The sequence below is a fragment of the Mesorhizobium sp. WSM4820 genome, assembly GCF_055811075.1.
In genome coordinates this window covers 1-23,718 of the sequence record NZ_JBVVQN010000028.1, presented here as the reverse complement: position 1 = coordinate 23,718, position 23,718 = coordinate 1, and the positions used below count along the sequence as shown (strand labels likewise).

Sequence of the window (23,718 nt, the reverse complement as noted above, 5' to 3'; positions counted from 1 at the left end):
TGGAGATATTAACCGCAGGATCGGAAAAGAGGATTGCGGTCGCTCGGCTTTTCGACAGCATGGTATACAAGAATCGAAACCCTGGCGGGGCGGTATGAGAATCGGCTGGTACATCAACCGGTTGCGCAGCATGGAGCCGGCTGAGGTGTTGCACCGGCTGGGCGAGCAGCGTCGAAGGATCGCTTCGCGCCGCCGCGACGGCGGTTGGCAGCGTTATGCTTCGCCCCGGTTGCATCCGGTGCTGCGTGGATTGCGCGATGCTGTGCTGGCTGCGACACCGGCACAACGGCAAGCCATAGCGGCGGCGGCGCAAAAGGCGCTTGGCGGCGAGTTTTCCGCACTTGGGCGGACATGGCCACGGCGCGATCCCGATCGGCTGTTTCCTCCCGAGCTTTGGCGCCTTGATCCGGTGACCGGCGGGCTTTGGCCGGGTGCCGAGGCCCATACTTTCGATATCGATTTTCGCCATGGCGGCGGCCGCGGCGATGTAAAATACGTGTGGGAGATCAACCGGCTGCAGCAGTTGCCGCCACTGGCCGCCCACCTGCTTCTCGCCGGCGACGACCAGTCCCGGAGGGCCATAGAGGCGGCGATCGACAGCTGGCATTCAGCCAACCCGCCGTTTCGGGGGGTCGGCTGGGCCTCCGGCATCGAAGTCGCGCTGCGAGCCATCAGCCTGATTGTCACCATGGACCTGGTCGGCGACCGACTTGGCGCGGCGACACGGCAGCACGTGGGCGAAATACTGGCGGCAAGCGCCTATTGGCTGCCGCGGTTCCCCTCCCGTTTTTCCTCCGCCAACAATCATCTCGTCGCAGAACTGGCTGGCGAGTATCTGATCGGCCTGGCATTGGGGGCCGCACCCGACGCTGCACGCGAAGCCCTCCTGGGTGAGGCGCGCAAGCAGATTCTCGCCGATGGCGCCGGTGCCGAGCAGACCCCGACTTACGCGGCCTTCACCGCCGAACTGATCTTGCTGTGCGTCGCAGCGGCACGCCAGGCCGGAACGCCGTTTGCCTCGCCCGTTGAAGCGCGCCTGGCCGCTTTTGCCAATTTCGTCGCCTGGCTGCCACCAGCCGCCGGCTTTGGCGACAATGACGAAGGTCGCGTGCTGACGCTCGGTGACGAGCCGGACTATGTCCGATCCGTCGCCGCCGCCATCCATGGCTTTCTACAGATGCCGGGCAACGCTGCTGAGCCCGACGATTTTCGGGCGCTTGTCTTTGGCACGCCGTCGGAGCCGGCACCGGTGTCGCGTGGGCTGCAAACGTTCACGCAGAGCGGGCTCTCGGTCTGGCGCGGCGAGATGAACGGCCGCAGCATCGATCTGACATTCGACCACGGCCCGCTCGGCTATCTCTCGATAGCGGCTCACGGCCATGCCGACGCGCTGTCGCTCACCTTGTGCATCGATGGCGAGCCGGTGCTGGTCGATCCCGGCACCTGGCTCTACGGTTCGGGAGGCGTCTGGCGCGACTGGTTTCGCTCGACACCGGCGCATAACACGCTGAATATCGAGGGCAAAAGCCAAAGCATCATCGCCGGGATGTTCAACTGGTCGCACAAGGCGGTTGCGGAGTTGGTGGAGAGCGAGCCGGGAACGCACTGGAAGCTGCGCGCCCGCCATGACGGCTATAAAAGCCGCTTCGGCGTCATGCATCAGCGCACCGTGATGCACCGGGCCGACGGCATCGTCCTGACCGACCAACTGCTCGGCGGCAGGCGTGTGGCCGAGATCGTCTTTCAACTCGCAGCCGGCCTCGGCACCGACCGGGACGAAAACACGGTCACGGTATTGCGCGGCGATGAGCCGCTGATAGCCATGCGCTTTCCGGACGCTGCGGTCGACATCCGTGCCGGCGGCGACGCACCGGGGCAGGGCGGCTGGGTTTCGCCGCGTTTTGGCGTCAGGCAGCCGGCCGAACGCATCGCCTGGCGTGGCGAAGTGGGCGAAGACGGAATTGAGATACAGCTCGCAGCAATCGCCCCGCCGCCGCTATGATAGCGACCGGCGCTGCAGCGGAGCGGCCTCTCCGGTGTTTCGGCATGTTCGAGATTAATTGCGTTCGAACTTTTAGCGTTTTGTTACGGTTGAACTGCTAGTCTGGCGCAAATCCGGCATGCTTATGCTTGTTGCAGCCGCAATAGCCATTTGGTTGCCGGCAACATGCAGTGGGTTTGGCAAGTTTCTTGCTTCGCAATTCGCCGGACGGCCATTTTACGGCCCAGGAGCCACCGCACCGATGTTTTCTGAATTCGCCGGATTGATTGTGGAAAAGCTTTCGAACGTCGATCTGGTGACGCTCGGCCTCCTGCTTTTCACCGCACTGGGGAGCGCGGTGGTCGCTTACTGGCGGACTGTCGAGCATAAATCCCTCAGGGACTTTTTCGATTTCGCTTTCCCGGCGGAAGTCATCCTGCACCCGTCGGCGCGAGCGGATGTCCTATTTTGGGTCACCAAACGGGCGATAATGCCATTCCTGCTCATCCCTGCCGGCGTCACCTTCGTTGCCGCCGTCGGCTATGGGACGCACCACGCAATCGGCTGGCTGCTGGGTATCCAGGCGCCGCTCATCGATGGCGCGGCCGGACCGGTGACGATCGTCGTCTTCACCGCAACCATGCTGATCGCCTACGACATTTCATACTATCTCTACCATGTCGCCCAGCACCACTTCCCGTTCCTGTGGGAATTGCACAAAGTGCATCATTCGGCCGAGGTGATGGTGGGAATCACCAAGGATAGGGTTCACCCGCTGGACGACCTGATGAACCGTATCTGGGATGGCGTCATCCCGGGGATCTGCTTCGGCATCTGGAGCCTGATCGCGCTCGATCCAGTCGAGATCGCCATCTTCGGCATCAACGTCTATGTCATCCGCAACATCCTGATGATGGACTTTGTTCGTCATACCCATTTCAAGATTTCCTTCGGCCCATTGAACAACGTCATCTTGTGTCCGCACTGGCACCAGGTGCACCACAGCATCGACCCTCGCCACTACGACAAGAATTTTGGCCTGCTGTTTTCGTTCTGGGATCGCCTCTTCGGGACGCAGTTTGTCCCGGATCCGGATGAAGACCTCAAATTTGGCCTGATTGATCGCGATGTGCGCGACTATCAATCGCTCTTTGGGCTTTACATCCTGCCGCTCAGGAAGATGGGAGGGCATGTCCGCAGACTGTTCCAGAGGCGTCCGGATGCCATCGCAGAGGATCGTTCCCCTTCATGAACACCATTGTTTCGATTGACGCCTCGAGCGCAGAGCGCCTGGAAGTTGTCCGTTCGGCGGATCGCCTGGCTGCGATCGAAGCCGATTGGGCGCATCTCTGGCATCGCACCGATGGGCTGGTCTTTCAGAGTCATGCCTGGATTTCGGCCTGGTGGAATACCGTAGCGGACCGTGACCAGCGCGCGCTGCGGATCGGCCTGGTCTGGAATGGTGACAGGCTCGTTGCTGTCGTTCCCATGGCGATCCGCAAGCGCAAGGGCCTGCGGTTTCTCGAATGGGCGGCCAGCAGCTATACCGATTACGGCGATATTCTCGTTGCTCCGGAATGCTCGTTATCGGCCCTGCAGGGAGTATGGGCCCGGATCTGTGACGCCGGTGGCTTCGATATTGCCTTTCTCAATCGTCTCTTGCCGGGTGCGGCGGCCCGCAAAATTCTCACTCCGGATACCTCCAGCGGGATCAGACTTCGCCCCAATCACAGGGAGGAAGTCAGTTATCGCGTCGCCGGACAGTGGGCGAGCGGAGGGGCGTGGTTCGCGGAGCAGTCGAAAAAGACACGGCAGAATTATCGGCGCGGCGTCAAGACGTTGGAAGAAGCCGGCGAAATGAAATTTCGCCTGCTTGCGCCAGACGAGCCACTGCAGCCGGTACTCGACCGGCTCTCTGCCCTGAAGCGCAGATGGCTGGTCGAGCGCAAGCGTGAATCGCAACTTTTCGAAGAGGGAGCGCCGGTACTGGCCGCACTTGTTGACGCGCTGGCGCGTGCCGGCGTGCTGCACATTTTCGTACTTGAATGCAATGGCGCAATGGTCGCGGTTTCCATCAACTTCGTCCAGCACCACACCATGATGGCGTTCGTGACCACTTTCGATCCGGATTTCAGCCAAGCGTCGCCGGGCATGATCCTGATGATGGACTACATACAGTGGTCGTTCGATCACGGCTTGAGCACGGTCGATTTCCTGTGCGGCGCAGAGGCGTTCAAGCATAAATTCGCAACGCAGGGCGTTGTCCTGCAATCCGTCCTTGGGACGCGCACGGCGCAAGGCTCGCTCGCTTCCCTTGCCGATCGTATGCGTCAAAGGGTCCGGCACGCACGCGGGCGCGGATTGGCAACGACAGCTTGATTTTCGGCTTTGATCGGCGCCGGAACGCCGTGTCCGACCGGCAATGGCAAGCGGTGCCATATCGCTTCCGGGCCGCCGGCAGCACGAACTGCTCAAAGTGCCGATTGCGTCTGAGCTGGAACGACCCGCCAGATCTTGTTGCCGACATCATCCGCCACCAGCAGGGCGCCGCGCCGGTCTATCGCCACGCCCACGGGACGGCCAAAAGCCTTGTCGTCCTCGCTCAGGAAGCCGGTGAGGATGTCCTGGGGCGGGCCGGAGGGCCTGCCGCCTGAAAACGGCACGAAAATCACCTTGTAGCCGCTGTGCGGCCTGCGGTTCCACGAGCCATGCTGCCCGACGAAAGCGCCATTCCTGTATTGAGGACCGAACAGGTCGCCTGTGTTGAAGGTCAGTCCCAATGAAGCCGTGTGCGCCCCGAGCGCATAGTCCGGCTTGATCGCCTGGGCGACGAGGTCGGGCCGCTGCGGCTTGACGCGATTATCGACGTGCTGGCCAAAATAGCTGTAAGGCCAGCCATAGAAGCCGCCATCCTTCACCGAAGTCATGTAATCCGGCACCAGGTCGCTGCCGATCTCGTCGCGCTCGTTGACGACGACCCAGAGCTCACCGCTTTGCGGATGCCACGACAGGCCGTTCGGATTGCGCAGGCCGGAGGCGAAGAGACGCGTCTGCTTCGAGGCGAGATCGATCTCCAGCACGGCGGCGCGGTTTTGCTCTGCCTCCAGGCCGTTCTCGCCGACATTGGAATTGGATCCGACCGTCGCATAGAGCTTCTTCCCGTCTTGCGAGGCGGTCACGTCCTTGGTCCAGGGGTGGTTCCTCCCCGCAGGCAGGTCGACGATCTTCTCCGCCGGTGCGGTGATCTCGGTCGCACCCTCCTGGTAGGGAAAGGCCACGATTGCATTGGCGTTGGCGACGTAGAGCTTGCCGTTGAGCAGGGTCATGCCGAATGGCGAGAACAGCCCGGTGAGAAAGGCGGTTCTGGTTTCTGCCACCCCGTCGCCGTCCTGATCGCGCAGCAGCGTGATGCGATTGGCGCTATGCGTCCCCGCGCCGGCCTGGCTCTGGAAGAAATTGACGAAGAAGCGCCGTATGCTGAAGCCCTCCTCCGGCCTGGGCGGCGCATTGCTCTCGGCCACCAGCACGTCGCCGTTTGGCAACACATACAGCCAGCGCGGATGGTCGAGCCCGCGGGCATATTCGTTGACTGCAAATCCCTGGGCCGCTGTCGGCTTGGTGCCCTGCGGCCATGGCATGGCCTTAGCGACATGGACGGTCGGCAGCCAGGTCGGATTGGGCTCCGGCAGGGTCGGGTTGGGGCCATAGGTCTCGGCGATCGGAACGGTCGCCTCTTCGCGCGACAGGAAGAAGATCGCTCCTGCGGCGGTTACGAGAACAATGATCAGTATGAGAAGGGCGGTGGCCAAGTTTTTCACCAGAACCTCGAAAAACGTCGAAAGAACGCAAACGCGCTTATCGCGTTGCGGTTGCCGACGCAGCGGCCGATCGGGAGAAGTAGGCCGCAAGCGCGCGGACGTCGTCGTCCGTCAGACCCTTCGCGGCATTTGCCATGAGATGGCCGAAGCGCGTTCCACCCCGCTTTCCCGCCCTGAACAACCCAAGCTGCGTCTCGATGTAGGGCGCCGGCTGGCCGGCGATCGAGGGATAGAGCGGGCTGCGGTCCTGTCTTCCGTGACAGCCGAGACAGGCGGGCACATTGGCCTGCCTGACGCCGCTCTCGGCGATTTCCTTGCCGCGCCGGACAAGTGCTGGATCGCCGCCGCCGCCGGGGTGCATCGCCGGCAGGGCAGCGAAATGCCTGGCCAGGTCCGGCCAGAGTTGAGGCCCTGCCGCAATGGCGGGCAGGCTCATCAACCCACTTGCCCGGCCTTCCTCGGCATAGGCACGCAGGCTTTCAAGCAGATACGCCTCGCTCTGCCCGGCCAGAACGGGTATCGCGGGACCGCGTCCAAAACCGTCCTCGCCGTGGCAGCGGGCGCAATCCGCCAGCGCTTGCGGCAGGGTTTCGGCAGCGCCTGCGGGAGGCGCAAGCCTTTCGCCATAGGCGAGATCGCGATAGGCGGCCTCGTCCAGCGACGGCAGTTCGCGCAGGAAGGCGACCATCGCCCAGACCTCGTCGTCGCGTTCCTGCGTCGGCCAGGCCGGCATGCCGGTGAAACGCACGCCGTGCTTGACGATACGAAAAAGCTCCGCGTCCGACCATTCGCCGACGGCCCCGGCAAGGTCAGGCGGCTGCGGCAGTATTCTCATGACGACAGGAGATCGCGGCTCGCCCGGCGCGCCGTGACAGATGGCGCAGCCGCGTGCGAAATGCCCGGCGGCCGGCTGAATCGCATGGCGCGGCAGAGCCTCTGGAGCGTCGACCGCCAGGGCATAGGTGCGCACAGCCGATCGCATGGCGAAATGGAGGAACCATTCCGTGATCTTCCAGTGGCCGCTCGAGGCACCGACATTGAAAAAGCCGATCCAGGCCCCCAGCACCACGACGAAGGGCAGAATGGTAAGCGCTATGGCGAGCTTCTTCCAGCTGATATGCATCAGACCGTCTTCCGGGGTGGTGTGGCGAGGATGCGCGCGAAAAGCGTCACGCCGCCGGCCAGGTAGACCGCGGCGCCGACCAGAAGCATGATGACGCCGCCAAGTTCCTGATCCTGCTGGGCGGAAAGCGCGATGCCGAAGCAGCTTGTCTCGCCGGTCCCATAAAGCGGCCGCGGGGTCAGCGCCAGCAGCGCGCCGAGCAAGGTCATGTGGATGGACGTCAGAAGCAGGGCGAAGGCGCCGGCGGCATAGCCTGTGGTGTCCGAGCCGCGGCGCGGCAGGCAGGCCAGCCACAGGAACAGCCCGGCGGCAAGGAACGTGACCTGCTCGACAGCGGTGACAAACAGCGAGCTTTGCGCCAGAGCCCGCAAGGCCGGTGCGTGCCAGGACCAGACGACGATGAGTTCGACGAGGGAGGCGGGGAGGGCGAGGGTGAACGCCCGGCTCGCACCTGGTGTCGGGCCGAGCGGGACCCCAATCGCCATCAGCGGCGCGGCGATCGCCACCACTCCCATATGCGCCAGCATGTGCGCCGAAAACGAATCCCGCAAGCCATCGAGCAGCGGCCCGAGCCAGACCAGGGCAAGGACGAGGATGCCGAGGATGAGGCAGGCGCGTCTCACCGGATACACTCCGTCAGGAACAATGCAGGCATCGCGGTGAAGATCACGGCGATGAAGCTGAGACCCGAGAGCAGCAGCGTCGCAAAGCCCTGGAACAGGGTCCGGTCGCGTCTCGTCGGATCGTCGTGCGGCGGATCGTCTGTGCCGAAGCCCCATTGCCGCCAGGCGAGCCATGCTGACAGCGCGATCAGCGAGAGGGCGATCACGGTGGCGGCGGCGATGCCGGCGCGCACAGCGCTGAAACTCAGCCCGACAAGCTCGGGCTTGGCGCAATAGATCGCTGCGCCGATGTAGCAAACAAGGAAATGCGCAGCCCACACCACCGGCGCAGTGAACAGCGTCCACAGTGTCTCGATCTGTTTTGGGACAAGCCACATCGGCGCCTCACATCGCTGCCGGAAAGAGGCCGATGATGGCGAAGGTGGTGACGGCGGCAATCAGCAGGAAATGCCAGTAGAGCACCACATTGCCTAGATCCAGGTCATGCTTCGGCGTCAGTCGGCCGGCCAGCGAGCGGGCCAGGCAATAGGCCTGCATGACTGTGCCGAGCGCTGCATGGGCGAGCACCCAGATCACCAGGATCCAGACGATTGCGGGATAGACGTGGCGCGTCGGGTCCATGCCTGGAGACAATGGCGCGGCCAGGCCTGTGGCGGACGCAGCAACAGTCGTTAGCAGGGACAGCACCAGCAAGCCGCGCATAGTGGCCGTAGCGCCGCGCCTGTTGACCGTGCGTGCCGCCACCATCAGGCCCCACGCCGCAGCGAACAGGCTGGCAGCGACCAGCGACCAGACCGCATCGGGCCCGGCAATCCCCGCGGTGAAGTTGGCATGGATCGTCCAGTAGAAGAAATAGCCGAAGACGAGGCTGGCGAACGCGGTGCCATCGCCCACCATGGTGATGAACATCGCCCACCAGCCGACCGAATCGGAGCCGGAGGCATAAAGCGGCAGGCTGAGGCCCAGGCCGACATCCTTTTCCGGCTTCTCGGGGATTTCGCCAGTGCCCGTCCAGAGCCAGTAGATGACTGCGCAAAAGCAGATGATTGCGGCCAGCGCCGTCGCGATCCACCAGTGGAAGGTAAGCGCGATGAAGGCGCCTCCGAGCGAAAGAGCCGAGACGATGGTGACATGGGAGGTGCCGCCGACCCGCAGCACCTGGACGGGTTCGGCGTCGAGCACGGTGGTGACCAGTCCCTCGCGCCATCCCTCTTCCGCGTCGGGCAGATAATAGCGGCCTTCATTGACTTTGCGGGCAAGGTCCTTCTGGTCCCACAAGGGGTAGCGGCTGCGCACGATGGGTATCGAGCGGACGCCCCAGTTCTCCTCCGGCTCGGAAATCCATTCCAGCGTGCCGGCATTCCACGGGTTGAATTCGCCGCGCGGCTGCCGGTGCTTTGGCCTGAGCACGTCGAAGACGACCACCAGCACGCCCGCGGCGAAAATGAAGGCTCCGGCCGTCGAGATCAGGTTCAGCCAGTCCCAGCCGATTTCGGCTGGATAGGTGAAGACGCGACGGGGCATGCCGCGCAAGCCGCTCAGATGCATGGGGAAAAAGGCAATGTTGAAGCCGCAGAACATCAGCCAGAAGGCGAGCCGCCCCAACCCGTCTGAGAGCTTCTTCGCGTCGATCAGCGGGTAATAGTAATAGAGCCCGGCCACGACCGGGAAAAGCATGCCGCCGATCAGCACATAATGGAGATGCGCAACGACAAAATACGTGTCGTGGGCCTGCCAGTCGAAGGGTGCGAGCGCCACCATGACGCCCGTCAGGCCACCAATGACGAAGATGGCCAGCCCTCCGGTGCCGAACAGCATCGGGGTCGAGAAGATCACCCGGCCGGCCAGCATGGTGGCGATGAAGACGAAGATCTGCACGCCCGTCGGGATCGCCACCGCCTCGGAGGCCGCCGAGAAGAAGGCCAGCGAGATCTGCGGCAGGCCTGTGGCAAACATATGGTGCACCCACAGGCCGAAGGAAAGGAACCCTGTCCCCACTGCCGCGAGCACGATCCAGGAGTAACCGACGATCGGACGCTGGGAAAAAGTCGGCACGATCATGGCCATCAGCGCGATCGCCGGCAGGAAGATGATGTAGACTTCCGGATGGCCGAATATCCAGAACAGATGCTGCCACAGCAGCGGGTCGCCGCCGCGCGCTGCGTCGAAGAACGGCCAATCGAACATCCGTTCCATCTCGAACAGGAGGTCGCCGGCGATCAGCGGCGGGAAGGCGAACAGGATCATTCCGGCAACGATCAGCAGGTACCAGGCGAAGAGCGGCATCAGATTGATGCGCATGCCCGGCGCGCGGCATTTCATGATGCCGACGATGAGCTCGACGGCGGCCGCGATCGAGGCGACTTCGATGAAGGAAAGGCCGAGCAGCCAGATGTCGGCGCCAATGCCGGAGAACTCCTTGTCGGTGGCGAGCGGCGGATACATGAACCAGCCTGCCGACGGCGCCGCATTGAAGAAGATCGAGCCGCAGACGAAGATACCGCCGAGCAAAAAGCTCCAAAAACTGAAGGCTCCGAGGCGCGGAAACGGCATTTCGCGGGCGCCCAGCATCGGCGGCAGCAGGAAGATCGCGACCGCCTCGAAGATCGGCACCGCGAACAGGAACATCATCACCGTGCCGTGCAGGGTGAAAGCCTGGTTGAATAAATCGGCCGAGAGGAAGTCGTTGTCGGGCACGGCGAGCTGCAGTCGCATCAGCAGCGCGAGCACGCCGGCAAACAGCATGAAGGCGAAGGCGGCCGAGCCGTACCAGAGGCCGATCTGGTAATTGTTCACCGAGGTCCAGTAGCGCCAACCGGTCGGATTGGCCCACACAGCGCGCAGCCGCTGTTCCTGCGCCTTGTATTCTTCCGGCGAACGCTCCTTGACCGCAGCGCTCATCGCAGGCCTCTCAGCCAGGCGGCTATGGCGCGAATGTCGTCCGGCGGCAACATGTCGAAGGCCGGCATCCTGGAGCCGGGCTTGATCAGCTCGGGCCGGGCGATGAAGCTGGCGACGGCGTCTTCGGTGTTGGGCAGGATTCCGGCTGCGACGGTGGCGCGGGAACCGATATGCGAAAGATCCGGGCCGATCAGGCCGCGCGCATCGGTGCCCGCGACGACATGGCAGGACCCGCAGCCATGGCGCAGGAACAGCGCGCCGCCGCTTGCGCCGGCCCCTTCCGCGGGAATTGCCTGGGCGGCAAGCCAGGACCGGAAGGCTCGGGCGCCATGGCGACGGCCGAGAGCGCCATCAGCGCGTGAGACGTGCCGCAATATTCCGCGCACGGGCCGCGGAATAGACCAGCTTTGGTGGCCATGATCGAAAGCCTGTTGGTGCGGCCGGGGATCATGTCCATCTTGCCGCCGAGCGGTGGGATCCAGAAGGAATGGATCACATCGGCGCTTTTCAGGGTCAATTCGACCCGCTCGCCGACCGGCAGCCTGATCTCGTTGGCAGACGCGACCGGCGGTCCCAGAGGAGGGTGATAGACAACTTCCCACCAGAACTGCCTGCCGGTGACTTCGATCCGCAGGGCGGCGGGGCTCGCCTGGGCGAAGGGCCGAAGGCCAGGCATCAGCCACAGCGCATAGGCGAGCAGCGCACAAAGCGTGACCGAGGGGAAGACTACGCCGCCCCAAAGGATGATGCTGCTGGCAGACTTTTCGGCCAGCCTGCGGCGATTGACGAGGGCTGAATGAAGAAGCAGGCCGACCACGCCCAGCCAGATGACGGCGCCGCCGCTTAGCATGACCCAAAACAGCATTTCTACCTGCTGCGCTTCCGCTCCCGCGGACTCAAGTGCCGACTGAGTGCTCGTCTGGGCGCCGGCAGAGCCGCTCGCGAGCAATAATGACGCAGCTGACAGGCTGAAATATCGACCCATTTGCAACCCCTCCGCGGTAAACCGGCGAGAGGGGCGGAAGGTTCCGGGCAACTGAGCGTTCGAACTGGTGGAATGAACGTGTCGGTCGAGTCAGTGGACGGTTTTGCGTGTCGGCGGTTTTGCGCGCGAGTCGATGGCTTTCTGCAACAAGACGCGGGCCTCGCGTGTGACACCTTTGGGCCAGAAGTGGCCGGAGCTCGTGGCGCCGCAGAGGCTACGGATTCTTCACCGACAGCAGTCCTTTTATGACTGGTTCTGTCACCAGAAATCCTTGTGGTCGGTTACGATCTGTTCTTCGAGTTCAGGGAATGGGCCACGGATTGCTACATGGCGCCGTCCGGCGGCGAACACCTGATGACAGCTCAGATCGAGGGTCAGATTCTCCGAATTGTCTCCGGTCAGCTCGGCCAGCCGCCTTTCGCTGAGTCCGTAGACCACGGTGCCGATGCCGGCCCAGTAACAGGCCCCGGCGCACATGCAGCACGGCTCGACCGAGGTCACCAGCGTGCATCGCTCGAGAAAGGTCGGGTCGTATTGCTGCGCAGCCGCGCGGGCCACGTTTGCCTCTGCGTGGCCAACGCCGCGATCCCGCGCGTAGGTGTTGCCCGACGAAAGCAGCACGTCGCCTTCCGGCCCGACCAGGAGCGCCCCGAAAGGATGATTGCCACTCGCCCGGCTCTCGGTGGCGATCTCCACGGCGAGACGTAGATATTCGGTATCGCTCTTCATGGCCGCCTCCTTGGGGTGCCCGTTCGTAACTGTACGCGTAAAGACCTCTTGGACAATTTTCAACGAGTGACGAAACAATTGCGCTAGATCGCCGTTTGCGCGTCATGACGGGCATTTTGGGCGGGTGTTGGATTGCCCAGAGGAGGCGACGATGAGCGCAACCGGCTTGAGATCCGTGTTCAAGGTACTCGCCAGGCATGTCGACCTCGGCCAGTCGGCCAAGGTGCGGGACGCGTTGCCGAAGCAGATCCGGGCGCTTTGGCCCGAAAGTGATGGAGTCTAAAGCGAGTCGCGTTCGACCGACTTCATGCGACGTGTTTTACGTTGTTTTACCGCCTCTGCCCGGGCCGTTTTCCTCGCGATACAGTCGCTCGGTGGCCCGATCGCTTTCTCTGCGCGCTGCAGGCCCCCGGCGTCGCCACGTAAGGAGTGCGTAGGCGAGCAGGATTGCCAGCAGTAGCGGGCCTCCAGCAACGACGATCAACCACATGCTGTTCTCGAACATGGAACATCTCCTTTCCCTCGTTACCTATCAGGAGCGAAACCGTTGCTCCCGGTGCAGGGTTGGACACCGCAGTGCAGCTCTCTTCGCCGAATGGCCAGTGATTCGCCATTCAAGTGCTGAACGCGGGCAACTGCTGAACGCGGGCAACTGCTGAGCGCGGGCAACTGTTGAGCGCGGGCAACCGTTGAGCGCGGGCAACTGCTGAGCGCGGGCGGTTTATTGCTTCAGAAAGGCAACTTGTACCCAGCGGGCTGTTGCGCTCGGCAAGCGCTGGTGGAAGAATGGACTTCCCTCGGAAACGTTCCATTGTGCGAGCCATTCGCTGGCTGACTTCCAGGCGTTCACGATATCTGTCTGGACCCCTAACATCCGGTCGCAGACGCACTACGTGTAATAGGGAACCACAAAGGCTTTCCGACAGTTGAGTGAAGAGGCGACAGCAACCAGACCGGCCGGGGCGAGGAATACCATGCGCGAGAACCACTCCGACGTCTTCGATCTGTTTTCGGAGATTTACACCAATGCGGCGCAGGAGGAGATAAGCATCCAGCAATATCTCCTTGCCTGCCGCGAGGATAAATCGATGTATGCTTCGGCGCCCGAGCGGATGGTCGAGGCGATCGGCGAGCCCACCCTGATCGACACCAGCATGGATGAGCGGCTCGGCCGCATTTTCTCGAACAGGACAATCAAGGTCTATCCCACCTTCGCCGAGTTCTATGGCATGGAGGACACGATCGAGCGCATAGCCGGCTATTTCCGCTATGCCTCTCAGGGGCTCGAGGAGCGCAAGCAGATTCTCTATCTGCTTGGCCCTGTCGGCGGCGGCAAGTCCTCGCTCGCCGAACGGCTGAAGAAGCTGATGGAGGAGCGTCCGATCTATACGCTGAAGGTCGGCGACCAGATCAGTCCGGTTTTCGAATCGCCGCTCGGGCTTTTCAATCCTGACCGCATGGGCGACCTTTTGGAGGACAAATACGGCATCGCGCGGCGCCGGCTGAACGGTCTTATCTCGCCATGGGCGGCCAAGCGCCTCGACGAACTGTCCGGCGACATCTCCAAGTTCAGCGTCGTCAAGCTTATGCCTTCGCGGCTACGCCAGATAGGCATCTCCAAGACCGAGCCAGGCGATGAGAACAACCAGGACGTTTCGGCCCTGGTCGGCAAGGTCGACATAAGACAGCTCGAGCATTTCAGCCAATCCGATCCGGACGCCTATTCCTACAGCGGCGGCCTGAACCGGACCACGCAGGGGCTGCTCGAGTTCGTCGAGATGTTCAAAGCGCCGATCAAGGTCCTGCATCCGTTGCTGACCGCTACCCAGGAAGGCAGCTACAACGGTACGGAAAACTTCGGATCTTTCCCGTATCAGGGCATCGTCGTAGCCCACTCCAACGAATCGGAATGGCTGCAGTTCAAGAACAACAAGAACAACGAGGCATTCCTCGACCGTATCCTGGTGGTCAAGGTGCCGTATTGCCTGCGGGTCACCGAAGAAAGGCAGATCTACGAAAAGCTGCTGCGCGAAAGCGAATTGGCCTCCAGTTCCTGTGCACCGGAGGTTCTCGACATTCTCAGCCGGTTCACCGTTTCGACCCGTCTGGCCGAGCACGACAATTCGCCGCTCTACACCAAGATGCGCGTTTATGACGGCGAGAACCTCAAGGACATAGATCCCAAGGCGAAGTCGGTTCAGGAATACCGCGATGCCGCCGGGGTCGATGAAGGCATGACCGGCGTCAGCACGCGCTTTGCCTTCAAGATCCTGTCGCAGACCTTCAACTACGACACCAAGGAAGTGGCCGCCGATCCCGTGCACCTGATGTACATTCTGGAGGAGGCGATCAAGCGCGAGCAGTTCCCCAAGGAAACGGAAGCCGCCTATCTCGACTTCATAAAGTCGGAACTGGCCACGCGCTATGCCGAGTTCATCGGCCATGAAATTCAGAAGGCCTATCTGGAGTCCTACAGCGAATACGGCCAGAACCTGTTCGACCGCTACATCGCCTATGCCGATGCCTGGATCGAGGACCAGGACTACAAAGACCCCGATACCGGCCAGATCCTCAATCGCGAGGTGCTGGACAACGAACTGTCGCAAGTCGAAAAGCCGGCCGGCATTGCCAACCCCAAGGACTTCCGCAACGAGGTCGTGAAGTTCACGTTGCGCGCAAGGGCGAGGAACCATGGCCGCAACCCGTCGTGGACGAGCTATGAAAAGCTGCGCGAAGTTATCGAGAAGCGGATGTTCGGCCAGGTCGAGGATCTGCTCCCGGTGATCAGCTTCGGCTCCAAGCAGGACAGCGTAACGGAGAAGCGGCATACCGAGTTCGTGCATCGGATGGTCGGACGCGGTTACACCGAACGCCAGGTCCGCCGGCTGGTGGACTGGTACATGCGGGTGAACAAGGCGGGCTGAGTCCGGCCGGGATGGTTCCATGCCGATCTTTGTCGATCGCCGACTGAACCCAAAGGACAAGAGCCTCGGCAACCGCCAGCGCTTCCTGAAGCGTGCGCGCGAAGAGCTGAAGCGAAGCATCCGGGATCGGATCCGTACCGGCAAGATCGCCGATGTCGACAGCGAGCACACCGTCTCGATGCCGGCGAGGGGCACAGCAGAGCCGAGCTTCAGCGATGCCAAGGACAGCGGCAGGCGGCAGCACATCCTGCCGGGCAACAAGCATTTCGCCCCGGGCGACCGGGTTCCGAAGCCCGGCCAGGGCGGCGGCGGCTCATCTCCCGGGAAAACGGTCTCGGAGGACGATTTTCGTTTCGTGCTCTCGCGCGAGGAGGTGCTCGACCTCTTTTTCGAGGATCTCGAACTTCCCGACATGGTCAAGCTCAACCTCAAGGAGATACTATCCTTCAAACCGCGCCGCGCCGGGTTCGCGGCGACCGGTTCGCCGACCAACATCAATGTCGGGCGCACGATGCGAAACAGCCATGGTCGCCGGATTGCGCTAAGGCGCCCCAAGCAGGAGGAACTCGATGCGATTGCGGAGCAACTCGCAATGCTGGAGGCCGAGCCGCAGATCGCGGCGCCGGCACGCCAGCGCATTGCAGCGCTGCGGGAGGAGCTTGAGCGACTTGAGCGCCGCCGCAAGCGGATCGCCTATGTCGATCCCGTCGACATCCGCTTCAACCGTTTCGACGCCCAGCCCGTACCGAACGCCAATGCGGTCATGTTCTGTCTCATGGACGTATCCGGCTCGATGGGCGAACGCGAGAAGGATCTGGCCAAGCGCTTCTTCGTGCTGCTGCACCTGTTCCTGAAACGGCGCTACGACCGCACCGAAATCGTCTTCATCCGCCATACGCACGAGGCGCAGGAGGTGGACGAGGAAACCTTCTTCTACAATACGCAAAGCGGCGGCACGGTTGTTTCCACGGCACTCGAGGAAATGCACCGCATCATCGCGCAACGCTATCCCAGCAACGAGTGGAACATCTATGCCGCCCAGGCGTCGGACGGCGACAATTTCGTCACCGATTCTGAGCGCTGCATCGGCCTGATGGACGGCCAGATCATGCGCCTGTGCCAGTATTTCGCCTATGTCGAGATCATCGACGAACGTGAGAGCCATATTTTCGGCACCACCGACAATGGAACCTCGCTCTGGCGCGCCTACAGCGTTGTCAACCAGCGATGGCCGAATTTCCAGATGAGCCGTATCGCCAACGCAGCCGACATCTATCCGGTCTTTCGCCAGCTCTTTGCCAGGCAGCCGGTCTTGCAGAAAAGCGCTTGAGGGGAGCCGATGGCGAACCAGACCATCAAGTCGGGCCAGACCAGCAAGTCGGGCCAAACCAGCAAATCAGGCCAAACCGGCAAACCAGGCCAAACCAGCAAATCAGGTTTGCTCTTTTCGGGGTCCGACTGGGATTTCAAGACACTGTCGCGCGCCTACGAAGCGATCGAGGCGATCGCCATCGAAGAGCTTCATCTCGACATCTATCCGGTGCAGATGGAGATCATCTCGTCCCAGCAGATGCTCGACGCCTATTCCTCGGTCGGCATGCCGCTGATGTATCGCCACTGGTCCTTCGGCAAGCATTTTCTCTACCAGGAATTGCTCTACCGCAAGGGCGGGCGGGGGCTCGCCTATGAGCTGGTGATCAATTCCAATCCTTGCATCGTCTACCTGATGGAGGAAAACACCATGGCCCTGCAGGCCCTGGTGACAGCTCATGCAGCGCTTGGCCATAATCATTTTTTCAAGAACAATCATCTGTTCCGGCAATGGACGGACGCCAGCGCGATCCTGAGTTATCTGGACTTTGCCAAGGGTTACATTGCCCGTTGCGAGGAGCGGCACGGCGTTGCCGCGGTGGAGGCGATCCTCGATGCGGCCCACGCGCTGATGGAACAGGGGGTCTTCAGATATCGCCGGCCGCCGAAGCTGTCGTCGGAGCGGCAGCGTGTAGGCGTTCGTGAGCGCCTGGAGTACGAAGAGCGTTCTTACAACGATCTGTGGCGCACGCTGCCGCCTTCGAAGGGTGGAGACAATGTTGGGGAAAAGAATTCCGACATCGCGGAGCGAAAGAAAACGCTCAAGTTGCCCGAGGAGAACCTGCTTTACTTCCTGGAAAAAAACAGCCTGGTCCTGGAGCCCTGGCAGCGTGAAATCGTCAGGATCGTCCGCGTCGTCGCGCAATACTTTTATCCGCAGCGGCAAACGCAGGTGATGAACGAAGGCTGCGCCACCTTCGTGCACTACACGCTGATGAACATGCTGTTCGATCGTGGCCTGATCAGCGAAGGCGCGATGCTGGAAATCCTGCGCAACCATTCGAACGTGATCTTTCAGCCGGGCTTCGACGACCCGCGGTTTTCCGGCATCAATCCTTATGCGTTGGGCCTCGACATGATGCAGGACATCCAGCGCATAGCGACCGAGCCGACTGCCGAGGATCGTGACTGGTTCCCCGATATCGCCGGCAACGGCGATTGGCGCGAAACCCTGCTCGACGCGTGGGCGAACCATCGCGACGAATCTTTCATCCGCCAGTATCTGAGCCCCGCTCTGATGCGGAAATGGCGGTTCTTTGTCCTCGCCGACGCCGCCAGCGAGCCGCATTACGAAGTCGCGTCGATACACAATGAGCGTGGCTACGAAAAGATACGCGCCGGGCTCGCCCAGAGCTACGACATCGGCGCGAGCCGGCCGGATATCCAGGTTGTGGATGTCGATCTGCTCGGCGACCGGCAGTTGCGACTGGAGCACAAGGTGAAGAACGGCATCATGCTGGAGGAGGGCGGTCGCGACGCGACGCTGCGCCATATCCGGACCCTGTGGGGCTATGAGGTCAGCCTGGCGGCGATCGATGCGCAAACCGGCGCGACGCTCAACGAACGTTCGACCAGCCAAATCGGGGAATGACCAAAACCGGAATGGCCGGCGACGGCGTCGTTCTACCGCCGGGTTTTTACTCCTGGGTCCAATGCTCCGGGTCCAATGCCCTGGCGGTCGGACCCGGGAAGGTCGGTTCCGTGGGGATCTCCGGTGGTATATCGGGAGGAATTTCGACGGGCTGCCTTTCGGGGCTGGGAACGGGATCAGGCGAAGGCGGAGGAACGCCCGGAGGCTCACCAGGCGGAGTCTCCGGCGGAGCAGGCGGCCGGGCCGGCTCAGGATTGGGATTATCCGGTATCGGCACGGGATTGTTCGGGTCTGGATCAGGATCGGTCATCGGAGACTCCCCGAAGCTTGCTTCACATCTCCTCGGCGCCAATGTGTTTCCACTCAACAGCTCCGGCGCCAATGAATAGCTCGTTTCTCGCTGTCGACCCCGGCCTAGACGTGGGTCGTTCACAGCGGCATGTGTCTCCTTCCATTTGCTCGGAGGAGGATCATCCAGGGTGACAACCATCGCGCCGAACGATGGTTCCATGCCTTGGCGGTGGGGCTCTATGCCAGCGGCGTTGAATAATGGAGCGGCGGCTCCACCTTCGTCACCTTTACCGTGTCGGCGAGCACGCTATGTACGCCGCGTATTGCCAAGACGGTTCAGGGAGGAACAGCATGCGCGCGTTCATGATTGTCACCCTTCTTCTGGTCGCAACCACGATGGCGCTGTCGCTTGCGCACGCTTTGGAGTTGCCCGGCAAGTTGCGCCTCAAGGAGGCCACCTACAAATCTGTGCAGACCATCTACTATCCCGGTTTCACGATCGGCGGGTTTGCCGAGATCGGCGGCATCGTTGCACTCGCCACCCTGCTTTACCTCACGCCTTATCCTGGCGCTAGATTCTGGTGGACCTTGGCGGCCCTTGTCTTCCTCGTGGCGGAACATGCGGTCTATTGGCTGGTCACGCATCCCGTCAACAATTTCTGGGTGCAGGATGTCGCTGTCTCTAAGCCAGCCGCGACGTTTTTTTCAATGCTCCGTCGGAAGCAAAGCGGCGACTGGACAGACCTGCGCGACGTTTGGGAAGCCTCGCACATCGCCAGGGCAGGCCTGGCGATGCTAAGCCTGGTCTCAATTGCCGCTGCCGCGACGTTTTTTGCTGGGGAGTGAACAACGCGCAGGGATGCGCAGCGGCGCTACTTGTTCGTCCGCATCTTTTGCCTTGGATTGATGCCGCCAAGGGCGTTGGTGTCGTTCTCGACGTCGCCTTCGATGGTGTTTTCGCCTTCGAGCAAGACTTCGTCGCCTTCCTTGATCGTGCCCTTGGAGCTCCCGATACCGGGATTGTTCCTCAGATCGGCATCGCTCGGTTTTTTCCACTTTGGATGTTTGGTTCCGCTCATGGCATAGCTCCTTCGAAAAGGGTTCCTGTTCTAAAGCGCATCGCGTTGAAACGGATTCAATCGACGCGCTTTAAATCTTTGTTTTTATGCATGTCGTTGTCCCAAAACCGCTGCGCACTTTTGGGCGACATGCACTAGAAACAGCACGGCGCGATGAATGTTCCGCCGAAACTCACCTCGACGCGGCCTTGTCCGAGAGGCGGCTAAAGCCCGAACGGATAGGTGTCGGGAACGCCGGTTCCGACATGCTCCGGCCCAAGCGGCGTCACCGCGACGGTTTCGTCAAACCAGACGAACGCGTCAAACTGCTGGGCAAGAGAGGCATCCGCGTAATGGCTGCGCAGTTCGGTTTCCGGCCGATAGATCACGCCGATGAAGCGCTCCAGCCGACGCTCCAGAAGCCGCTCGCGCAACGTATCGTCGCGCTTGATATCGAGCAGGAAACGCGAGACGCCGCTATCATGGCAAAGCCGCTCGTAACTATCGCTATGGGAAGGCCGCACCCGCTTGATTTCCATCTCGCTGTCCCAGTCGGAGGCCGCGGCGACTGTCCCGGAATGCGTGCCGAGCCCGATCAAGGCTGCCTCGTCGCCGAAGCGCTGGCGGCAGAACTGGCCGATATTCACTTCGTCCCTGACATTCCCCATTTCGGTGTAGCGGGCATCGCCGATATGGGAATTATGCGCCCACACGACCGCCTTGGCGTTCGGCCCGCGAGCTTCCAGCAGATGCTCGAGCGTCTCGAACATATGGGTGTCGCGTAAATTCCAGGACTGCGCGCCGCCATAATACATGATCCGGTAGTAGCGTTCCGCGGAAGCGATCAGCCGGGCATTCTGGGTCGCATCCATGAAATCGACGTCGTCCTGCTGGGCATAGTCGAGCTGCCTGGCAAGCAGTTCGCGGCATTGTTCGAGCACGGCCTGCTCGCATTTCTCGAAACCCGATGTGAGTGCGACACGGCCGTAGGTGGATGGTTCATGTTGCCAAGGCGTCAGGCAGCCATAGCGTTCACGCGCGATCTTTGCTGCCTGCGGATCGACCCGATCGAGATATTGTAGAACCGCGGCGATCGATCCGCTCATATTGTAGATGTCGAGGCCATAGAACCCCGCCAGTCGGGACGATAGCCTGATGCGTTCATTGTGATGTCGCATCCAGTCGACGAACGCCGCAACGTCGGTGTTGCGCCACATCCAGGTGGGAAACCGCTGGAACGGCGGATCGGCGTTGGCGCGTGGCGGCCGATGGCGGACGTAGCGATCGATCGCCGCTGCATCAGGCCAGTCGGCCTCGACGGCGACGATGGTGAAGCCGTGCTTCTCGATGAGCCTGCGGGTGATCGCGGCGCGGGCCCGGTAGAACTCCGACGTGCCGTGGCTCGCTTCACCGAGCAGGACGACGCGCCGGTCGCCAAACCGGTCGAACAATGCGCCGAACGCCGGATCGTCGAAGTCCGGCAGCGGTTCGGCCGCCGCCGCGATCATCTCGGGCAGGCTGCGCGTGCGTGCGCGTCCGGACGGACGATCATTCGCGATACGGTTGCCGCTCTCGGGCCAGCCCTGCTCGCCGATGAGCGGGACAAACCGCACGCCGCCGAAATCCTCCTCGCTGTAAGTCGCAGCGCCGGTTCGGGTGACCTTGAGAAGGCGCTGATCATGCGGATCGTCGCCGACCGGGATGACGAGCCTGCCGCCGACGTCGAGCTGTTCCTGAAGCGCAAGCGGCGCACCGGGTCCGCCGGCGGCGACCAGAATGGTGTCGAAGGGCGCCGCGTCGGGCCAGCCTTTGGTGCCATCGCCGGTGCGGACTTCGATATTGTCGTAGCCAAGCTCTTGGAACCGCTGTCTCGCCGTTTCGGCCAACCCGGCGTGGCGCTCGATCGTGTAGACGCGTTCGACGAGCCGGCTCATCACGGCAGCCGCGTAGCCCGAACCGGTGCCAACCTCGAGGACATGGTCGCCCGGTCCGATTTCCGCCATCTCGATCATCAAGGCGACGATGTAGGGCTGCGATATCGTCTGACCCTCGGCAATCGGCAGCGGCCCGTCCTCATAGGCGAATTCTTCAAAGCCGGGAGCGACGAATGCCTCGCGCGGAACCTCGCGCATCGCTTCCAGCACCTCGCGGTCATGGATGCCACGGCGGCTGAGATGGATTTCGACCATTCGGTTGCGTGCGCGGGAAAGATCGAGCATCTTTTTGCTCCTCTTGCGAACTGACAGCCCCCGATTGTCCCCTGATCGTGCCCGACGGCTTCTCGGGTAGGCGCTCGGCCTCGGCAACTCATATCGGGCGGCTAGTCTCCCTAACCGCTGGCGAGCTTCCAGGTTCCTGCAAAAGAGCGATTGGCGGGCGCAAATGGCGGCTCCAGCCGAACTTATTTCCGTGAAATCCTTTCTCCAGAGCGATGTCACTCCAGATATCGACGGGCGAACGCATTCTGGAGAATTTTCGATGAACGACGAGGCTCAGAAAGCTGCGACCACAACGGGCCTTTATCAGGTCGATCTCATGGACCGCTATTGGCGGGCCGCGAACTACATTTCGGTTGGCCAGATCTATCTGATGGATAATCCGCTGCTGCGCGAGCCGCTGAAAGCCGAACACGTCAAGCCGCGGCTGCTTGGCCATTGGGGCACGACGCCTGGCCTCAACTTCATCTACGTCCACCTGAACCGCGTCATCCGTCAACGCGGTCTCGACGTTCTGTTTATCTGCGGCCCGGGTCATGGCGGCCCGGCGATGGTGGCGAACACCTGGCTTGAGGGCAGCTACAGCGAAATCTATCCCGAAATCGGCCAGGGCGAAGACGGCCTGAGGAAACTTTTTCGGCAATTCTCGTTCCCCGGCGGAGTGCCGAGCCACGCTGCTCCGGAAACGCCCGGCTCGATCCATGAAGGCGGGGAACTGGGATATGCGCTGGTCCATGCTTTCGGCGCGGCCTTCGACAATCCCGATCTGGTGGTCGCCTGCGTCGTCGGCGACGGCGAAGCGGAAACCGGTCCGCTCGCGGCGGCATGGCACTCCAACAAGTTCCTCAACCCGTCATCCGACGGCGCTGTCCTGCCGATCCTGCATCTCAACGGCTACAAGATCGCCAACCCGACGATCCTTGCCCGCATGGATGACGTGGAATTGCGAGCCCTGTTCGCCGGCTATGGCTACGAACCTTTTTTCGTCGAAGGTCACGAGCCGGTTCCCATGCATCGGTTGATGGCCATCAAGCTGGACACCGTGCTCGACAGAATCCGCTCGATCCAGGAGCGCGCCCGTACGCCGTTCTGGCAAGGAGAGCGTCCGCTGTGGCCGATGATCGTGCTGCGCAGCCCGAAGGGGTGGACCGGCCCGAAGGAGGTCGATGGCGAGAAGGTCGAGGATTTCTGGCGCTCGCATCAAGTGCCGGTGTCGAACGCCCGCAGCAATGCGGGACACCGCAAGATCCTCGAAGACTGGATGCGGAGCTACGAACCGGAAAAGCTGTTCGACGACAGCGGGCATCTTCTTCCAGAGCTGGCGGCGCTTGCGCCAACCGGATCCAAGCGCATGGGCGCAACCCCGTATGCCAACGGCGGACTGCTGAAGCGCGACCTCGTGCTTCCCGATTGGAAAAGCCTGGCGCTTGATGTGCCGCGTCCGGGTGGCGCCAAGGCCGAGGCGACGCGGGTTCTCGGGGGCTATCTTCGCGACGTCATGAGCCTGAATGCGCAGGCCGGGAATTTCCGGCTGATGGGGCCGGACGAGACATCCTCCAACCGGCTTGACGAGGTATTCGAGGTTACCGACCGGGTCTGGATGCAGCGGATAGAGCCCTATGACGCAAAACTCTCCCGGGACGGCCGCGTCATGGAAGTGCTCAGCGAGCATCTCTGCCAGGGATGGCTGGAGGGCTATTTGCTGACCGGCCGCCATGGCCTGTTCTCCTGTTACGAGGCGTTCATCCACATCGTCGATTCCATGGTCAACCAGCATGCGAAATGGCTGAAGACATCCCGCGAGCTTGCCTGGCGCGAGCCGATCGGTTCCCTCAATTACCTGCTGACCTCGCATGTCTGGCGGCAGGATCACAATGGCTTCAGCCACCAGGATCCGGGCTTTGCCGATTTCGTCGCCAACAAGAAGGCCGACACGGTCAGGCTCTATTTCCCGCCGGATGCCAACACGCTGCTGTGGATCACCGACCATTGCCTGAGAACCTATAACCGCATCAACGTCATCACCGCCGGCAAGCAGCCGGCGCCGCAATGGCTGTCCGTCGACGCCGCGGAGGCCCACTGCAGGGCGGGGGCGGGAATCTGGGGG

At 62.1% G+C, this 23,718-nt stretch carries 20 protein-coding genes; 9 read left to right on the top strand and 11 right to left on the bottom strand.

Annotated elements, in window-relative coordinates:
• The first annotated feature begins 94 nt into the window (after positions 1 to 94).
• The 3 genes from AC0L2R_RS30860 (at position 95) to AC0L2R_RS30850 (ending at position 4,360) form a co-directional block, all read left to right on the top strand.
• Positions 95 to 2,002, top strand: coding sequence for a heparinase II/III family protein (locus tag AC0L2R_RS30860; protein WP_473513381.1), 1,908 nt, complete (start codon positions 95 to 97; stop codon positions 2,000 to 2,002).
• Positions 2,003 to 2,243: 241 nt separating this feature from the next.
• The gene (locus AC0L2R_RS30855; RefSeq protein WP_473513379.1) at positions 2,244 to 3,233 is read left to right on the top strand and encodes a sterol desaturase family protein; all 990 of its coding nucleotides are present in this window, start codon (positions 2,244 to 2,246) and stop codon (positions 3,231 to 3,233) included.
• Complete coding sequence (locus tag AC0L2R_RS30850) at positions 3,230 to 4,360, top strand: GNAT family N-acetyltransferase (protein WP_473513378.1); 1,131 nt, start codon at positions 3,230 to 3,232, stop codon at positions 4,358 to 4,360. The genes AC0L2R_RS30855 and AC0L2R_RS30850 overlap by 4 nt, the downstream gene beginning before the upstream one ends.
• A gap of 92 nt (positions 4,361 to 4,452) precedes the next feature.
• Here the strand turns inward: AC0L2R_RS30850 and AC0L2R_RS30845 are convergent, their stop codons facing one another.
• From AC0L2R_RS30845 to AC0L2R_RS30810, 8 genes are all read right to left on the bottom strand, one after another.
• On the bottom strand, positions 4,453 to 5,802 hold the full coding sequence (locus AC0L2R_RS30845; RefSeq protein WP_473513462.1) for a PQQ-dependent sugar dehydrogenase: 1,350 nt from the start codon (positions 5,800 to 5,802) through the stop codon (positions 4,453 to 4,455).
• A gap of 34 nt (positions 5,803 to 5,836) precedes the next feature.
• Positions 5,837 to 6,922, bottom strand: coding sequence for a c-type cytochrome (locus tag AC0L2R_RS30840; protein ID WP_473513376.1), 1,086 nt, complete (start codon positions 6,920 to 6,922; stop codon positions 5,837 to 5,839).
• Positions 6,922 to 7,545 (bottom strand): cytochrome c oxidase assembly protein, encoded by a 624-nt coding sequence (locus AC0L2R_RS30835; protein WP_023797787.1) that lies wholly within the window; start codon positions 7,543 to 7,545, stop codon positions 6,922 to 6,924. The genes AC0L2R_RS30840 and AC0L2R_RS30835 overlap by 1 nt, the downstream gene beginning before the upstream one ends.
• Complete coding sequence (locus AC0L2R_RS30830) at positions 7,542 to 7,922, bottom strand: hypothetical protein (protein ID WP_128166553.1); 381 nt, start codon at positions 7,920 to 7,922, stop codon at positions 7,542 to 7,544. The genes AC0L2R_RS30835 and AC0L2R_RS30830 overlap by 4 nt, the downstream gene beginning before the upstream one ends.
• Positions 7,923 to 7,929: 7 nt before the next feature.
• A complete protein-coding gene (gene ctaD / locus AC0L2R_RS30825) occupies positions 7,930 to 10,446 on the bottom strand; it encodes a cytochrome c oxidase subunit I (RefSeq protein WP_473513374.1) in 2,517 nt (838 codons plus the stop codon).
• Positions 10,443 to 10,694 carry a c-type cytochrome gene (locus AC0L2R_RS30820; protein ID WP_473513460.1) on the bottom strand — a complete coding sequence of 84 codons (252 nt, stop codon included), beginning with the start codon at positions 10,692 to 10,694 and terminating at the stop codon, positions 10,443 to 10,445. The genes ctaD and AC0L2R_RS30820 overlap by 4 nt, the downstream gene beginning before the upstream one ends.
• A complete protein-coding gene (locus tag AC0L2R_RS30815; protein ID WP_473513372.1) occupies positions 10,637 to 11,311 on the bottom strand; it encodes a cytochrome c oxidase subunit II in 675 nt (224 codons plus the stop codon). Before AC0L2R_RS30815 ends, AC0L2R_RS30820 begins: the two co-directional genes overlap by 58 nt.
• 378 nt (positions 11,312 to 11,689) lie before the next feature.
• The gene (locus tag AC0L2R_RS30810) at positions 11,690 to 12,160 is read right to left on the bottom strand and encodes a nucleoside deaminase (protein ID WP_473513370.1); all 471 of its coding nucleotides are present in this window, start codon (positions 12,158 to 12,160) and stop codon (positions 11,690 to 11,692) included.
• Between the two features lie 151 nt (positions 12,161 to 12,311).
• On the opposite strand from AC0L2R_RS30810, the gene AC0L2R_RS30805 reads away from it, so the two are divergent.
• Entirely contained in the window at positions 12,312 to 12,443 is a 132-nt protein-coding gene (locus tag AC0L2R_RS30805; RefSeq protein WP_473513369.1) for a hypothetical protein, read from the top strand.
• Positions 12,444 to 12,479: 36 nt separating this feature from the next.
• On the opposite strand, the gene AC0L2R_RS30800 is transcribed toward AC0L2R_RS30805, so the two are convergent.
• Entirely contained in the window at positions 12,480 to 12,665 is a 186-nt protein-coding gene (locus AC0L2R_RS30800; RefSeq protein WP_473513367.1) for a hypothetical protein, read from the bottom strand.
• A gap of 469 nt (positions 12,666 to 13,134) precedes the next feature.
• Here AC0L2R_RS30800 and AC0L2R_RS30795 point away from each other — a divergent pair, with 469 nt between their 5' ends.
• From AC0L2R_RS30795 to AC0L2R_RS30780, 4 genes are all read left to right on the top strand, one after another.
• Positions 13,135 to 15,084, top strand: a complete 1,950-nt coding sequence (locus AC0L2R_RS30795; protein WP_027151391.1) for a PrkA family serine protein kinase — start codon at positions 13,135 to 13,137, stop codon at positions 15,082 to 15,084.
• Positions 15,085 to 15,103: 19 nt separating this feature from the next.
• Positions 15,104 to 16,414: a YeaH/YhbH family protein gene (locus AC0L2R_RS30790; RefSeq protein WP_473513365.1), complete on the top strand. Its 1,311-nt coding sequence runs from the start codon at positions 15,104 to 15,106 to the stop codon at positions 16,412 to 16,414.
• Positions 16,415 to 16,423: 9 nt separating this feature from the next.
• Entirely contained in the window at positions 16,424 to 18,046 is a 1,623-nt protein-coding gene (locus AC0L2R_RS30785) for a SpoVR family protein (protein WP_473513364.1), read from the top strand.
• Between the two features lie 642 nt (positions 18,047 to 18,688).
• Positions 18,689 to 19,183 carry a DUF1772 domain-containing protein gene (locus AC0L2R_RS30780; protein ID WP_473513362.1) on the top strand — a complete coding sequence of 165 codons (495 nt, stop codon included), beginning with the start codon at positions 18,689 to 18,691 and terminating at the stop codon, positions 19,181 to 19,183.
• 26 nt (positions 19,184 to 19,209) lie between these two features.
• On the opposite strand, the gene AC0L2R_RS30775 is transcribed toward AC0L2R_RS30780, so the two are convergent.
• Together AC0L2R_RS30775 and AC0L2R_RS30770 are read right to left on the bottom strand one after the other, a co-directional pair.
• On the bottom strand, positions 19,210 to 19,416 hold the full coding sequence (locus tag AC0L2R_RS30775; RefSeq protein WP_292549974.1) for a hypothetical protein: 207 nt from the start codon (positions 19,414 to 19,416) through the stop codon (positions 19,210 to 19,212).
• A 203-nt stretch (positions 19,417 to 19,619) separates the two neighbouring features.
• Positions 19,620 to 21,614: a protein-L-isoaspartate(D-aspartate) O-methyltransferase gene (locus tag AC0L2R_RS30770; protein ID WP_473513360.1), complete on the bottom strand. Its 1,995-nt coding sequence runs from the start codon at positions 21,612 to 21,614 to the stop codon at positions 19,620 to 19,622.
• Positions 21,615 to 21,873: 259 nt separating this feature from the next.
• Here AC0L2R_RS30770 and AC0L2R_RS30765 point away from each other — a divergent pair.
• The coding region (locus AC0L2R_RS30765) for a phosphoketolase family protein (RefSeq protein ID WP_473513358.1) at positions 21,874 to 23,718 on the top strand (1,845 nt) is incomplete at its 3' end.

Excerpts from the sequence above, each read along its gene's own strand:
- AC0L2R_RS30860 (WP_473513381.1), top strand. The coding sequence starts at position 95 with ATGAGAATCGGCTGGTACATCAACCGGTTGCGCAGCATGGAGCCGGCT.
- AC0L2R_RS30855 (WP_473513379.1), top strand. The coding sequence starts at position 2,244 with ATGTTTTCTGAATTCGCCGGATTGATTGTGGAAAAGCTTTCGAACGTC.
- AC0L2R_RS30850 (WP_473513378.1), top strand. The coding sequence starts at position 3,230 with ATGAACACCATTGTTTCGATTGACGCCTCGAGCGCAGAGCGCCTGGAA.
- AC0L2R_RS30840 (WP_473513376.1), bottom strand. The coding sequence starts at position 6,922 with ATGCATATCAGCTGGAAGAAGCTCGCCATAGCGCTTACCATTCTGCCC.
- AC0L2R_RS30830 (WP_128166553.1), bottom strand. The coding sequence starts at position 7,922 with ATGTGGCTTGTCCCAAAACAGATCGAGACACTGTGGACGCTGTTCACT.
- ctaD (WP_473513374.1), bottom strand. The coding sequence starts at position 10,446 with ATGAGCGCTGCGGTCAAGGAGCGTTCGCCGGAAGAATACAAGGCGCAG.
- AC0L2R_RS30815 (WP_473513372.1), bottom strand. The coding sequence starts at position 11,311 with ATGCTGTTTTGGGTCATGCTAAGCGGCGGCGCCGTCATCTGGCTGGGC.
- AC0L2R_RS30810 (WP_473513370.1), bottom strand. The coding sequence starts at position 12,160 with ATGAAGAGCGATACCGAATATCTACGTCTCGCCGTGGAGATCGCCACC.
- AC0L2R_RS30805 (WP_473513369.1), top strand. The coding sequence starts at position 12,312 with ATGAGCGCAACCGGCTTGAGATCCGTGTTCAAGGTACTCGCCAGGCAT.
- AC0L2R_RS30800 (WP_473513367.1), bottom strand. The coding sequence starts at position 12,665 with ATGTTCGAGAACAGCATGTGGTTGATCGTCGTTGCTGGAGGCCCGCTA.
- AC0L2R_RS30795 (WP_027151391.1), top strand. The coding sequence starts at position 13,135 with ATGCGCGAGAACCACTCCGACGTCTTCGATCTGTTTTCGGAGATTTAC.
- AC0L2R_RS30790 (WP_473513365.1), top strand. The coding sequence starts at position 15,104 with ATGCCGATCTTTGTCGATCGCCGACTGAACCCAAAGGACAAGAGCCTC.
- AC0L2R_RS30785 (WP_473513364.1), top strand. The coding sequence starts at position 16,424 with ATGGCGAACCAGACCATCAAGTCGGGCCAGACCAGCAAGTCGGGCCAA.
- AC0L2R_RS30780 (WP_473513362.1), top strand. The coding sequence starts at position 18,689 with ATGCGCGCGTTCATGATTGTCACCCTTCTTCTGGTCGCAACCACGATG.
- AC0L2R_RS30775 (WP_292549974.1), bottom strand. The coding sequence starts at position 19,416 with ATGAGCGGAACCAAACATCCAAAGTGGAAAAAACCGAGCGATGCCGAT.
- AC0L2R_RS30770 (WP_473513360.1), bottom strand. The coding sequence starts at position 21,614 with ATGCTCGATCTTTCCCGCGCACGCAACCGAATGGTCGAAATCCATCTC.